Genomic DNA, 12,362 nt, shown 5'->3' with positions numbered 1-12,362 from the left:
CAGCGCCGCATGGGCAGCGCCCAGCGGCTCATTTCGGGAGAAACAACATGTCTCGCGTCTTCATTTCCGGTTCGTCCACTGGCCTCGGCCTGATGGCCGCCGAACTGCTGGTACAACAAGGGCACGCGGTCGTGCTGCACGCGCGCAATGCCAACCGCGCAGAAGACACACGGCGCGCATTGCCCCAAGCGGAGGCGGTCGTTGTCGGTGATGTGGAAACGATTGCTGGCGCCAAAAACGTCGCGGAGCAGGTCAACGCCTTGGGTCACTTCGACGCCGTAATCCATAACGCCGCGGTCGGTTACCGTGAAGGGCATCGCGTCACGAGCGACGGCCTGCCGCATGTCTTCGCGATCAACACGCTGTCAGCCTACATACTCACTGCGCTGATCGAACCTCCGCGGCGTCTCGTTTATTTGAGTTCAGGCATGCATCACCATGCGCAGGCCAATCTCGACGATATTCTTTGGCGCAAGCGTCGTTGGAACGGCTCAGAGGCCTATGCCGAGAGCAAGCTGCACGACGCGATGCTGGCGTTCGCCATTGCGCGCCGCTGGCCGGAAGTCCGCGTCAACAGTTTGGAGCCCGGCTGGGTTCCCACGAAGATGGGCGGGCCGGGCGCGCCGGACGACATGGATCAGGCGCATCGAACGCAGGTCTGGCTTGCCGCTGGTGACGATCCTCGAGCAAATGTGACCGGCGAATATTTCTATCATATGAAACGCATGGCAGCGAATCCTCAAGCGCGCGATGCTGCGTTGCAGGACCCACTCCTGCGCATATGCGAAGAGCTGTCGGGCATCGCGCTTCCGCGATGATGAGCGACCGACCGATGCTCGCGTGCATCGGTCGCTCATGGCATCGTCGACGTGCCAGCCATGCCTTATGTCCTGGCCGGACGTGAACCGCGATGGCGGTGCGACTTGTGACCGGCCGATGCGGAAACCTTACTCCTGCAGAAGTCCGCAAAGGCCCGAAATGCGGCTGAAGGAAGACGCTGCCGTGGATAGTACAGGGCGTGCCCCTCGAATGGCGGCGTCCACTTCTCCAAAACCCGAACCAAGCTGCCGTTGCCGAGAAATGATTCAGCCTCGCGTGCCTCGACGAAGGCCAGACCCGCACCACCGGCCGCAGCCTTGGCGGCGAGTTGCGTGGTGCCGATCGTCAATCTTCCCGTCGTTTTTATCCACGTTTCCCCGGAGCCTTTGGCAAGCTCCCAGCGCATCAGCGATCCACTCGGCAGGCGCGCCTGTATACATGCGTGGTTAACCAGATCTCCAGGCGTTTTCGGCGTGCCGTATTTCTTGAGATAGTCCGGGGAACCAACGATTACCAACGCCTCGTCAATCTCGAGGGGCAGAGCGATCATGTCTTCCGGCACGAGCGAAGCAAGACGTAATCCGGCATCGAATCCCTCACCGACAATATCCACCAGGCGTCCCTCGGTAACGAGGTCGATCCGCACGTCCGGGTATTGCTCCATGAACTCAAGAACGAAGGGCAGTATTCGGTCGGCTGCCCACGTCGAGGCATTGAGACGAATCAAGCCGGCAGGATGATCACGCAACTGGTGGACGCCTTCCACCGCCTCGGTAATTTCCTTCAATGCCGGCCGCACCTTCGCAAGAAAGGTCTCGCCTGCCTCGGTCAAAGACTGTTCGCCGTCTTCGAGGGCGCGTCGGACGATGCGATTCGGCGGCAGTTCGACGTGAACGTTTTTGGCCCGATGGATGTCGTTCGTGCCATCCTGCCGCATTTCCGCGCGAATGGTGCGGGCACCATTATCAATGTCAGTTCGGGCGCTGGCGCTATCGGGTTCCCGATGGCCTCGATCTATAGCGCGTCGAAGTTCGCCCTGGAAGGATGGTCGGAAGGTCTGTCCTATGAACTCTCTGCTCTCGGGATCAAGGTGAAGCTCGTTGAGCCGGGCGGTGCGCCTCAGACTAACTTCATGAGCCGCATGGGCGCGGAAGCTGCCGGTGTGCAGGCAATCGACGCCTATGAGCCGTTCCTCCAGCACGTGGGGCAACTTTACGGAGGCATGGCCAGCACCGCGCAGCCGGACGCCGTCGAGAAGGTTGTCGGCGCAATCTACGCAGCCGCTACCGATGGCTCCGATCGACTCCGCTCTGCGCCGACCGAGGACATCCATCCGTTGCTGAACGCTCGCCGCAGTAGCTCGGAAGACGACTATCGTGCGCTCACGCTGAGTCTGTTCGCCCCAAGGCTCGAGGAAGACTAACCAATGTCGAACCTTCAACGCACCTGGTTGATCACCGGTGTCGGCAGCGGCCTCGGCCGAGCGCTGGCGGAACAGTTGCTTGCGCGCGGAGACCAGGCGGCCGGCACGCTCCGCACGCCTGGCGCACTGGCTGATCTGAAAGCCAACTATGGCGACCGTCTTTGGCCGGCGCAGCTGGATGCTACGGACACCATCGCCATCAGGGAAGTGACTGCCCACGCCTTCGCAGATCTCGGCCGGATCGATGTCGTCGTGAACAATGCCGGCTATGGCGTCCTTGGCGCCGCCGAGGAATTAACCGACGAGCAAATCGATCGTCTGATCGCAACCAACCTTGTTGGCTCGATGCAGGTTGCCCGCGCCGTCGCTTTTTTCGGGTGACGGAGCGTTCGGTGGCGTGCCGAGGCACGGCGTACAGCGCACCGGCTCGTGGCCGGAATCCACGTCGCGGATCACGCATTGCATGGAGCCGTGGGCCGGTGCGAAATGGGCGAAGAACGGGGCGCATGTTCGAGACCGGATGCGAGTCAGTAGACCGAAGCGTTGCGCGGCGATCGTTCCTGCCATCCAAGAGGCTCGATAATACGTTCGTTTCCTGTGATTTATCGCCACCATGCCAAACCCATTCCCGTCGACCCCGCGCAATACCATCCTGCTCATCGGCGCCTCCGGCCTGCTCGGCCGCGCGATTGCGACCTGCCTGGCTCGCGAACCGTCGCTGACGCTGCTGGCCACCATCCGGAACCCGCAAACCGCCGGCGCGAAACTTCTCGCGCTGCCGCCGGAAAACGTCGCCGAGCTCGACGTCCTCGACCAGCCGTCCCTCGAACGCGTCTTTGAAACTCACCGACCGGCGGCGGTGATTCTCTGCGCGGCCGAACGCCGCCCCGACGTCTGCGAACGCGACCCGGCCGCGGCCCGCGGCATCAACGTTGCCGCGCCGGCCCGCGTCGGCGCGCTTGCCGCGCGATACGGCGCATGGACGCTCGGCATTTCGACCGATTACGTATTCGACGGCAAGGCCGCCCCCTACGGCGAGGACGCCACCCCGAATCCGCTGAACATCTACGGCCGCACCAAACTGGAAGGCGAGGCTGCGCTCCTGGCCGCGTCGCCGCTGTCGTGCGTGCTGCGCCTGCCGCTGCTCTTCGGCCCGATCGCCGACTGGAGCGAATCGGCCGTCACGACCCTCGTGCCGGCCGTCGTCGCGTCGGCGCGGCCGGGCGCGGACGCGGTCGGCATGGACGCATGGGCGATCCGTTACCCGACCTACACGCCGGACGTCGCGCAAGTCATCCGCGACCTGACGCTGCGTCATCTCGCGGGTGAATCCGTCACGGGCATTCGCCATTGGTCGGGCGAGGAGCCGATGACGAAGTACGACATCGCGCAGCGCATCGCGGCCGCGCTCGGCATCGACGCGTCGCTCGCGCCGATCACCCGGCCGACCGACACGACGCCGCGCCCGTACGACTGTCATCTGGATGCGGCGCGCGTGCGCGCGCTCGGGATCGATCACGCGACGCCGTTCGATACCGCGTTGCGGGCCGTGCTGCGCGATGCGCCGCAGGCGCGGTAGCCCGCCGACATCCATTCGCGAATCCGCCGCGGGTCGTGCAGCGGCTCAATCCCTCTCCGGGAGTCACGCGTGCTGCCGCCCGATCTTCATTGACCGAACGCGGCCCCCGCGCCGCTGACGATGGTGGGCCGCTCGACCCCGATGCAGAGGCCGTATTGCGCGTCGCCATCCCATTCGGCCACGCGCAGCACCCGCGAGCCGCCATTCCTCAGACATGTTTCGCGGTCGAGCGGGCGTGCGATCGAATTCAAAATTTGTCTAGTCATCCGTGAGATTCGATCACTCGAATTGCACCAAACATGTGCCGGGATTCCCCGCAACGATGCACGCTAGACCCTTGAAATTAGGGGATTTCCCGCGTTTCCCCGGTTTTTATTGACCACGACTTGCTACGCCGTTTTTGTTCTTGCATGCTTGTATAGACAAATTCCTGAGGCGGCTTGCTGCACCGAAGGGATGGCGAACCTCAACGCAAGGAGAAATCTCGTGAACGGCAAGCGCATCAAGTGGGCAATCAGGACGATCGGCGTCATCGCGGCTGCGGCGGCAACGCTCGCGGCGCCGGTCCAGGCCAAGGAATGGAAGACGGTGACGGTCGCGCTCGAAGGCGGCTACGCGCCGTGGAACCTCACGCTGCCGGGCGGCAAGCTGGGCGGTTTCGAACCGGAGCTGCTCGCCAACGTGTGCGAGCGGATCAAGGTGCAGTGCAACATGGTCGCGCAGGATTGGGACGGAATGATCCCCGGCCTGCAGGCCGGCAAGTTCGACGTCCTGATGGATGCGATTTCCATCACGCCCGATCGCGAAAAGATCCTGCTGTTCTCGCGTCCGTATGCGGCGACGCCGGCGACGTTCGCCGTCACCGATACGAAGATCCTGCCGAAGGCCGCGCCCGGCGCACCGATCGTCAAGCTCACGGGTGACGCCAACGCGGACAAGCCCACCGTCGACATGCTGCGCAAGCAGCTGAAGGGCAAGACGATCGGTATCCAGTCGGGCACCGTCTACACGAAATTCATCAACGACAGCTTCAAGGACATCGCGTCGATTCGCGTGTACAAGACGTCGCCCGAACGCGATCTCGATCTGGTCGCGGGGCGCATCGATGCGTCGTTCGACGACGTCACGTACTACGCGGCGAACAACGCGAAGAAGGACAACGCATCGATCGTGCTCGCGGGGCCGAAGCTCGGCGGCCCGATCTGGGGGCCGGGCGAGGGGCTCGCGTTTCGCAAGCAGGATGCCGACCTGAAGACGAAGTTCGATACGGCGATCGCCGCGGCGCTCGCGGACGGCACCGTGAAGAAGCTCGCCGACAAGTGGTTCAAGACCGACGTCACGCCGTAAGCGCGCGTTCGGCCGCCGCCGCGTAAGGTCGTCGAACGACGCGCGGCGGCACGCATCCAGCGGATTCATTCAACGCATGCAGGGAGGCACGCATGGAGATTCTTGAAATGCTCGGCTTCGGTACCGAAGGCTGGGGCGGTGTGCTGCTTCTCGCCGCATTGATGACGGTCGCGCTGACGCTCGCGGCGCTCGCGGTCGGCGCCGTGATCGGCGCGGCGATCGCGGCCGCGAAGCTGTCGCGCTACCGCAGCCTGCGCCTGCTCGGCGATCTGTATACGACGGTATTTCGCGGCGTGCCTGAACTGCTCGTCATCTATCTGTTCTACTTCGGCGGCTCGACGCTCGTGACGGCCGTCGGCCAGTGGTTCGGCGCGGAAGGCTTCATCGGCGTGCCGCCGTTCGTGATCGGTGCGCTCGCGGTCGGGATGATCTCGGGCGCCTATCAGGCAGAGGTCTATCGCGCGGCTGTGCTCGCGGTGTCGACAGGCGAGCTCGAAGCGGCTCGCTCGATCGGCATGCCGCGCAGCATGGTGCTGCGGCGCATCCTGGTGCCGCAGGTGCTGCGCTTCGCGCTGCCCGGTATCGGCAACGTGTGGCAACTGAGCCTGAAGGATTCCGCACTGATCTCGGTTACCGGTCTCGCCGAGTTGCTCCGCACGAGCCAGATCGCCGCCAATTCGACGCACCAGTACTTCGTGTTCTTCGTCGCGGGCGGTGCGCTGTATCTGCTGATGACGGGCTTGTCGAACCGCGTGTTCAACCGGGCGGAAGCGATCGTCGGCCGGTCGTTCCGCCGCAATTTCGCGCGCAACTGACGGAGAACGGGCATGTCCATCGATTTCGCTTTTCTCGTCGATACGCTGCGCCAGCTGCTCGCGGCCGTACCGACCACGCTCGGCCTGTTCTTCGCATCGCTGGTGCTCGGCGGCCTGCTGTCGCTCGTGATCGTCACGATGCGCGTGTCGCCGCGCTGGCTGCCGAACCGCTTCGCGCGTGCGTATATCCTCGTATTCCGCGGCTCGCCGCTGCTGATCCAGATGTTCCTCGTGTATTACGGGCTCGGCCAGTTCGGCGTGATCCGCGAGAGCTTCATGTGGCCGCTGCTGCGCGAACCGTACGTCTGCGCGGTGCTGTCGCTTGCGCTGTGCACCGCCGGCTACACGGCCGAAATCCTGCGCGGCGGGTTGATGGCCGTACCGGTCGGGCAGATCGAGGCCGGCTATTCGATCGGCCTGTCGGGCTTCGCGCTGCTGCGGCGCGTGATCGGCCCGATCGCGCTGCGCCAGTGCCTGCCCGCGTATTCGACCGAGGCCGTGCTGCTCGTCAAGTCGACCGCGCTGGCGAGCCTCGTCACGGTGTGGGAAGTGACGGGCGTCGCGCAGCAGATCATTCAGCAAACCTACCGGACGACCGAGGTGTTCGTCTGTGCGGCTCTGATCTATCTGGGCCTGAACTTCATCGTCGTGCGCCTGCTCGGCGCGCTCGAATGGCGGCTCTCCGGGCACCTGCGTGCGCCGAAGCCGTCCGGTGCGCCCGCCGCGGCGGCGCGCAATCCTCAGCGCGCCGCCTCCTGAGCGTCCCCGTCCTTTCAAAGAGAATCCGATGAACACCACTGCTCCCGTTGCGCTGTCGGTCAGAAACATCCACAAGTCGTTCGGCGATCATCACGTGTTGAAGGGCATTTCGCTCGACGCGCACGAGGGGGACGTCATCTCGATCCTCGGCGCGAGCGGATCGGGCAAGAGCACGTTCCTGCGCTGCCTGAACCTGCTCGAGACGCCCGACGACGGCTCCGTCGCGCTCGCGGGCGAAGAACTGGCGATGAAGCGCGCGCGCGACGGCAAGCTGCATCCGAGCGACCGGCGCCAGGTCGACCGGATCCGCTCGCAGCTCGGGATGGTGTTTCAGAACTTCAACCTGTGGTCGCACATGACGGTGCTCGACAACCTCGTCGAGGGGCCGCTGCGCGTGCAGAAGCGCAGTCGCGCGGAAGCGGTGGAGGAGGCCGAGGCGCTGCTCGCACGCGTCGGTCTCGCGGACAAGCGCGGCTACTATCCCGCGCACCTGTCGGGCGGCCAGCAGCAACGCGTCGCGATTGCCCGCGCGCTGGCGATGCATCCGAAGGTGATGCTGTTCGACGAACCGACGTCGGCGCTCGACCCGGAGCTGGTCGGCGAGGTGCTGCGCGTGATGCGCTCGCTGGCGGAGGAGGGGCGCACGATGCTGGTCGTCACGCATGAAATGGGTTTTGCACGCCACGTGTCGAATCGCGTGATGTTCCTGCATCAGGGCGAGGTCGATACGGACGGTACGCCCGACGAAGTGTTCGGCGGGCAGACCTCCGAGCGCTTCCGGCAATTCGTGTCGAGCCACCACGACCGCACCGCGAACTGAGGCTGCCATGACCGTATTCCGTGCGGCGCAGCCGCTCGACTGGCGGCAGGTTGCGGCGGTGGCGGCCGGCGAGCCGCTGGCGTTGGCCGACGATGCGCGCGCGCGCGTCGTGGCCGCTCGCGAACTCGTCGACGAGATCGTTGCGCGCGGGATTCGCGCTTATGGCGTCAATACCGGCGTCGGCGCGCTGTGCGACGTGATCGTATCGCCGGCCCAGCAGAGCACGCTGTCGCACAACATCCTGATGAGTCATGCGGTGGGCGTCGGCCTGCCGCTCGGCGCGGCCGAAACGCGCGCGATCATCGCGGCCGCGATCAACAACTATGCGCACGGGCATTCGGGCGTCCGGGCCGACGTCGTCGAACAGCTCGTCGCGCTGCTCGAGCACGATTGCCTGCCCGAAGTGCCGGCCCACGGCTCGGTCGGGTACCTGACGCACATGGCGCACGTCGCGCTCGTCTGCGTCGGGCACGGCCATGCGCGCCTGCGCGGCGAACGCATGCGCGGCGACGAGGCGCTGCGGCGCATCGGCCGCGAACCGCTCGTTCTCGGCGCGAAGGAGGGGTTGAGCCTGGTCAACGGGACGCCGTGCGTCACGGGGCTGGCGGCATTCGCGCTGGCGCGCGCCGAGCGGTTGCTCGACTGGGCCGACTGGATCGCGGCGATGAGCTTCGAGAATCTCGGCGGGCAACTCGCCGCATTCGATCCGGCTTCGCTCGCGTTGCGGATTTCGCCCGGTATCGGTCAGGTCGGCGGCCGTTTGCGTGCACTGCTGGCGGACAGCGGCATGCTGGCCGCGGCGAGCGGCCGGCATACGCAGGATCCGCTCAGCCTGCGCACGATTCCGCACGTGCACGGTGCGGCGCGCGACGTGTTCGACGTCACGGCGGAGGTCGTCGATCGCGAACTCGCGTCCGTCACCGACAATCCGATCGTCGCCGGCACGCGGGAGGCGCCGGCCGTGCATTCGCAGGCGCATGCGGTTGGCGCCGGCATCGCGCTCGCGATGGACAGCCTCGCGGCGGCGATGGCCCAGGTCGCGGCGATCGCCGAACGGCGTCTCGACCGGCTCGTGAATCCGCTCGTCAGCGGGTTGCCGGCGTTTCTTGCCGCACCGGGAGGCAGTTGTTCGGGTTTCATGATCGCGCAGTACACGGCGGTCGCGCTGGTCGCGCAGAATCAGCGGCTTGCCGCGCCGGCGAGCCTCGACGGCGGCATCACGTCGGGGCTGCAGGAAGATCACCTGTGTCACGCGACGCCGGCCGCGCTGAAGGCGCTCGACATCATCGAGAATACGACGCGCGTGCTCGCGATCGAGCTGCTGGCGGCCGCGCAGGCGTACGACCTGCAGCCGGCCGAAACGGCGCGGGCCGCGTCGACCGACGCGCTGTGGCGGCATGTGCGCGAACGCGTGCCGGCGTATCACGACGACCGGCCGCTCGCGGACGATATCGCGATCGCGGCCGGCATCGTCGCCGGTGCGGCGCCGTCGTTGCAGTGACGACGGTCAAGGACGGGCCGATTGCCCCACATTCATCCGGTCGAGGGCGCATGAGCGAAACGGAACGCAAACTTTCCGCACGGCAGGCGTCGGCATCGGCCGACACCGTACCGGCGCGGGCGCTGCCTGCCTATCAGCAGATCAAGCGCTACGTCGTCGAGCGGATCGCGAAGGGCGACTGGAAGCCCGGCGCCGCGATCCCGACCGAGGCGGAACTGGTCAAGGAATTCGGCGTGGCCCGGATGACGGTGTCGCGCGCGCTGCGCGAACTGACGGCCGAGCGCGTGCTGACCCGCATCCAGGGTGCCGGCACGTTCGTCGAGCGCCGGCATTACGAGTCGACGGTGCTGGAAATCCGCAACATCGCGGACGAGATCGCCGAGCGCGGCCATCGGCACAGTGCGCGCGTGCTGATGATCGAGCGCAGCGTCGACCCGGACGCGATCGACGCGCTCGGACTGCGCGCCGGGCCCGTGTTTCATTCGCGGATCGTGCATTACGAGGAGGACGAACCGATCCAGTTCGAGGATCGCTACGTCAATCCGGCGTTGTTTCCCGCGTATCTGGAGCAGGACTTCACGCTCGAGACGCCGAATCATTACATGGTGCGACTGGCGCCGATCCAGCGTGCGGAGTTCCAGATCTACGCGGAGAAGCCCAATGCGCAGGTGCGCCGGCATCTCGTGATGGAAATCGGTGAGCCGTGTTTGCTGTTGCGACGCCGGACGTGGGTCGGCGAGCAGGTCGCCACGTCGGTCAGGCTGTGGCATCCGGCGTCGCGGTTTCATCTGGCGGGAAACATGTAGGGAAGCAGGCGCCTAGGCGGAGCGGGCGGTTTGCCGCATCGGCCGGGAGCGTCGGGGAACCGGGCGGGCGCAGCGCGCCGCCGCCGCGCATCGCGCATCGTCCGGCTCGATTTGACACCTGGCGTCGTCGCCGCTTAAAGTCGCGACGCGGGGCGGTGGGTCAAGCACACCCCCGGAACAGGCAGCCGATGTTCCAGGACCACGGGGCTACCCCGTGGATCAGATCGATACGCCGATGCGTCGCAAGCGCGCATGTTGCGCGTTGCGCAACGACGGCGCTTGCAGCACCAGCCACGTTGACTCATCGTCCCGCCCCGCTCCGTCCATGTACTCATCCCTGCGCGACACCATCCGAACGATTGCCGAGGCGATGCTCGCCGGTTCGCCCGAGCGTGCCGGCGTCGTCGCGCGGATGGCGGCCGTGCTCGGCGACGCGCCGCCGTGGACGCACGAATGCGCGGATCTTGCGCTCGTCCGCTTCGCCGCGAACTGGGCCGATACCGACACCGACGCGCTCGCGGCGGTCCTCGCCGACGCGCCCGCGTTCGTGCGTGCATGGTATGGCGACCGTCGGCCGGTGACGATCCGCGTCGTGCGCCGGCCGCTGGTCCAGCGACCGCCGCCCGCGCCGCTCGCCGGCTGCGACGTGCCGCAATGGCCGACGCCCGGCGATCTCGCCGGCTGGCTCGGCATCAGCACACCGGAACTCGACTGGCTGTCCGATCACTGGCGCGTCGATGCGCGCGGCAGCGCCACGCCGCTGCATCACTACACGTACGTCCCGGTCGACAAGCGCAGCGGCGGGTGCCGCCTCGTCGAAATCCCGAAGGGACGGCTGCGCGAAGCGCAGCGCCGCATCCTGCACGGCCTGCTCGATCGCATCGCGCCGCACGGCGCGGTACACGGTTTTCGGAAGGGACACGGGATCGTGTCGTTCGCGGCGCCGCATGCGGATCGCGACGTCGTCGTGCGCTTCGACCTCGCGGATTTCTTCGTGTCCGTGCGCGCCGCGCGCGTCCATGCGCTATTCGCGACGCTCGGGTATCCGGCCGAAGTCGCGCGCACGCTCACCGGGCTGTGCACCAATCGCGTGCCGTCGGCGCGGCTGCTCGCGCCGGACCTGCGCGACCGGCTCGACTGGCTCGACTGGCTCGACTGGCTCGGCCGCCAGCGCTATCGCGAACGGCATCTGCCGCAAGGTGCGCCGACGTCGCCGGCGCTCGCGAACCTGTGCGCGTTCCGGTTCGACATGCGGCTCGCCGCGCTCGCGCGTTCGCTCGATGCGACTTACACGCGCTATGCGGACGATCTCGCATTTTCCGGCGGCGGGGCGCTCGCGCGCGACATCGAGCGGCTGCAAATCCGGGTCGCCGCGATCGCGCTCGACGAAGGCTTCGCGCTGCAATGGCGCAAGACGCGGGTGATGCGGCGCGGCACGCGGCAGCAACTGGCCGGCGTGGTCGTCAACCGTCATCCGAACCTCGCGCGCGACACGTTCGATCGCCTGAAGGCGATCCTGACCAACTGCATCCGGCACGGTCCGGCGTCGCAGAATCGCGACGCGCATCCGGATTTCCGCGCGCACCTGGCCGGCCGCGTCGCGCACGCGACGGCGCTGAATGCGGCGCGTGGCGCGAAGCTGCGCGCGCTGTTCGACCGGATTGCATGGGAGGCCGGCAGCGAAGACCGCTGAACCGCCGGGCCCGCATCGACTCCGATCGGCGACTTCTGCAACACGGCGCCGCGCACTGCTATCATTCGCGCCATGCCGCGCCCTGTCAGGTGCGGCGAATCACTTGCCGCCGCCGTTCGTCCCGTGCAGGCGTACGCGGCGTGCCGCCCGTTGCCGGCCTGGTCCTGCCTGTCAGTGACGCACGACGTCGTTTGGTGCGCACCGCGCAAATCATGCCGGCTCAGGTGGACGATTCACCGATTTGACAGCCCCTATTGGCGGAACTTCGTGGTAGGTTCGGCCATCGGAGCTTTTTGCAAAAACATGCCCAAAGAGGATGAATACATGACCCAGGCCCTGCAGGAACTCGAAGCACAACTTCGGGACCTGAACATCAAGCTGTCAGAGGCGAAGCAGAAGGAGAAGCAAGCCGCGCTCGCGGCCTTCAAGGAACAGGTCGAGCTGTTGGGAATTTCGCAGCAGGAAGTGCTGAGCGCGCTCGGCTACATCGTCCAGCGCAAGCGCAAAGCGCCCGCCAAGTACTACGATCCGTCGACCGGCCGCTCGTGGTCGGGGCGCGGCCCGCGGCCGAAATGGCTCGAAGGCAAGGATCTCGACACGCTCGCCGTCGACCGCGAGGCCAAGACCTGGTGGCCCGGGGACGATCAGGGCTGACACCCGCCGTGCCGCAAGGCCGTCCGGCGCCGTCCGGTTCGCTTGGGCGGGCCGGACGGCGATTCCCCGCCGGCCCGCTGTCGTTCATTCGGTGTCAGGCCTGATCGCGACATTGCCGGCCGCGCCGCCGCACCGGATCGACGTTT

General features: G+C 66.5%; 14 protein-coding genes. 12 read left to right on the top strand and 2 right to left on the bottom strand.

The annotated features are described in order from the left end of the window. Positions 1 to 47: 47 nt before the first annotated feature. Positions 48 to 818 (top strand): SDR family NAD(P)-dependent oxidoreductase, encoded by a 771-nt coding sequence (locus QZM72_RS03435; RefSeq protein WP_301737168.1) that lies wholly within the window; start codon positions 48 to 50, stop codon positions 816 to 818. Positions 819 to 883: 65 nt separating this feature from the next. On the opposite strand, the gene QZM72_RS03430 is transcribed toward QZM72_RS03435, so the two are convergent. After that, on the bottom strand, positions 884 to 1,606 hold the full coding sequence (locus QZM72_RS03430) for a LysR substrate-binding domain-containing protein (protein WP_301737167.1): 723 nt from the start codon (positions 1,604 to 1,606) through the stop codon (positions 884 to 886). On the opposite strand from QZM72_RS03430, the gene QZM72_RS03425 reads away from it, so the two are divergent. The 3 genes from QZM72_RS03425 to QZM72_RS03415 all read left to right on the top strand — a co-directional run bounded on the left by QZM72_RS03425 (position 1,556) and on the right by QZM72_RS03415 (position 3,821). After that, positions 1,556 to 2,242, top strand: coding sequence for an SDR family NAD(P)-dependent oxidoreductase (locus QZM72_RS03425; protein ID WP_089471594.1), 687 nt, complete (start codon positions 1,556 to 1,558; stop codon positions 2,240 to 2,242). The two genes, QZM72_RS03430 and QZM72_RS03425, sit on opposite strands and share 51 nt — an antisense overlap. 3 nt (positions 2,243 to 2,245) lie before the next feature. After that, complete coding sequence (locus tag QZM72_RS03420) at positions 2,246 to 2,623, top strand: SDR family NAD(P)-dependent oxidoreductase (protein WP_301737166.1); 378 nt, start codon at positions 2,246 to 2,248, stop codon at positions 2,621 to 2,623. Between the two features lie 232 nt (positions 2,624 to 2,855). Beyond that, complete coding sequence (locus tag QZM72_RS03415; RefSeq protein ID WP_301737165.1) at positions 2,856 to 3,821, top strand: SDR family oxidoreductase; 966 nt, start codon at positions 2,856 to 2,858, stop codon at positions 3,819 to 3,821. Between the two features lie 86 nt (positions 3,822 to 3,907). Here QZM72_RS03415 and QZM72_RS03410 read toward each other — a convergent pair whose 3' ends face one another. Beyond that, a complete protein-coding gene (locus QZM72_RS03410; protein ID WP_301737164.1) occupies positions 3,908 to 4,087 on the bottom strand; it encodes a hypothetical protein in 180 nt (59 codons plus the stop codon). 220 nt (positions 4,088 to 4,307) lie between these two features. On the opposite strand from QZM72_RS03410, the gene QZM72_RS03405 reads away from it, so the two are divergent. From QZM72_RS03405 to QZM72_RS03370, 8 genes are all read left to right on the top strand, one after another. Beyond that, the gene (locus tag QZM72_RS03405; protein ID WP_089471741.1) at positions 4,308 to 5,168 is read left to right on the top strand and encodes a transporter substrate-binding domain-containing protein; all 861 of its coding nucleotides are present in this window, start codon (positions 4,308 to 4,310) and stop codon (positions 5,166 to 5,168) included. 92 nt (positions 5,169 to 5,260) lie between these two features. Continuing rightward, on the top strand, positions 5,261 to 5,983 hold the full coding sequence (locus QZM72_RS03400) for an ABC transporter permease (protein ID WP_301737163.1): 723 nt from the start codon (positions 5,261 to 5,263) through the stop codon (positions 5,981 to 5,983). 12 nt (positions 5,984 to 5,995) lie between these two features. Beyond that, positions 5,996 to 6,742 (top strand): ABC transporter permease, encoded by a 747-nt coding sequence (locus tag QZM72_RS03395; RefSeq protein ID WP_089471589.1) that lies wholly within the window; start codon positions 5,996 to 5,998, stop codon positions 6,740 to 6,742. A gap of 28 nt (positions 6,743 to 6,770) precedes the next feature. Continuing rightward, positions 6,771 to 7,562 carry an ABC transporter ATP-binding protein gene (locus tag QZM72_RS03390; RefSeq protein WP_089471588.1) on the top strand — a complete coding sequence of 264 codons (792 nt, stop codon included), beginning with the start codon at positions 6,771 to 6,773 and terminating at the stop codon, positions 7,560 to 7,562. Between the two features lie 7 nt (positions 7,563 to 7,569). Further along, complete coding sequence (gene hutH / locus QZM72_RS03385; RefSeq protein WP_301737162.1) at positions 7,570 to 9,063, top strand: histidine ammonia-lyase; 1,494 nt, start codon at positions 7,570 to 7,572, stop codon at positions 9,061 to 9,063. Between the two features lie 50 nt (positions 9,064 to 9,113). Next, positions 9,114 to 9,869, top strand: a complete 756-nt coding sequence (gene hutC / locus QZM72_RS03380) for a histidine utilization repressor (RefSeq protein ID WP_301737161.1) — start codon at positions 9,114 to 9,116, stop codon at positions 9,867 to 9,869. Between the two features lie 325 nt (positions 9,870 to 10,194). Next, positions 10,195 to 11,562 carry a reverse transcriptase family protein gene (locus QZM72_RS03375; RefSeq protein ID WP_301737160.1) on the top strand — a complete coding sequence of 456 codons (1,368 nt, stop codon included), beginning with the start codon at positions 10,195 to 10,197 and terminating at the stop codon, positions 11,560 to 11,562. A 324-nt stretch (positions 11,563 to 11,886) separates the two neighbouring features. Then, a complete protein-coding gene (locus QZM72_RS03370; protein WP_069619754.1) occupies positions 11,887 to 12,216 on the top strand; it encodes an H-NS family nucleoid-associated regulatory protein in 330 nt (109 codons plus the stop codon). The last annotated feature ends 146 nt before the right edge of the window (positions 12,217 to 12,362 follow it).

The sequence above is a fragment of the Burkholderia sp. AU45388 genome, from assembly GCF_030481585.1.
Classification (GTDB): Bacteria; Pseudomonadota; Gammaproteobacteria; order Burkholderiales; family Burkholderiaceae; genus Burkholderia; species Burkholderia sola.
The sequence above is the reverse complement of the archived record's forward strand: the minus strand, read 5'-3'. Positions and strand labels throughout refer to the sequence as shown.

Bases quoted from the DNA above. Each gene is read 5' to 3' on its own strand.
- QZM72_RS03435 (WP_301737168.1), top strand. From the start codon at position 48: ATGTCTCGCGTCTTCATTTCCGGTTCGTCCACTGGCCTCGGCCTGATG.
- QZM72_RS03425 (WP_089471594.1), top strand. From the start codon at position 1,556: ATGATCACGCAACTGGTGGACGCCTTCCACCGCCTCGGTAATTTCCTT.
- QZM72_RS03420 (WP_301737166.1), top strand. From the start codon at position 2,246: ATGTCGAACCTTCAACGCACCTGGTTGATCACCGGTGTCGGCAGCGGC.
- QZM72_RS03415 (WP_301737165.1), top strand. From the start codon at position 2,856: ATGCCAAACCCATTCCCGTCGACCCCGCGCAATACCATCCTGCTCATC.
- QZM72_RS03410 (WP_301737164.1), bottom strand. From the start codon at position 4,087: ATGACTAGACAAATTTTGAATTCGATCGCACGCCCGCTCGACCGCGAA.
- QZM72_RS03400 (WP_301737163.1), top strand. From the start codon at position 5,261: ATGGAGATTCTTGAAATGCTCGGCTTCGGTACCGAAGGCTGGGGCGGT.
- QZM72_RS03395 (WP_089471589.1), top strand. From the start codon at position 5,996: ATGTCCATCGATTTCGCTTTTCTCGTCGATACGCTGCGCCAGCTGCTC.
- QZM72_RS03390 (WP_089471588.1), top strand. From the start codon at position 6,771: ATGAACACCACTGCTCCCGTTGCGCTGTCGGTCAGAAACATCCACAAG.
- hutH (WP_301737162.1), top strand. From the start codon at position 7,570: ATGACCGTATTCCGTGCGGCGCAGCCGCTCGACTGGCGGCAGGTTGCG.
- hutC (WP_301737161.1), top strand. From the start codon at position 9,114: ATGAGCGAAACGGAACGCAAACTTTCCGCACGGCAGGCGTCGGCATCG.
- QZM72_RS03375 (WP_301737160.1), top strand. From the start codon at position 10,195: ATGTACTCATCCCTGCGCGACACCATCCGAACGATTGCCGAGGCGATG.
- QZM72_RS03370 (WP_069619754.1), top strand. From the start codon at position 11,887: ATGACCCAGGCCCTGCAGGAACTCGAAGCACAACTTCGGGACCTGAAC.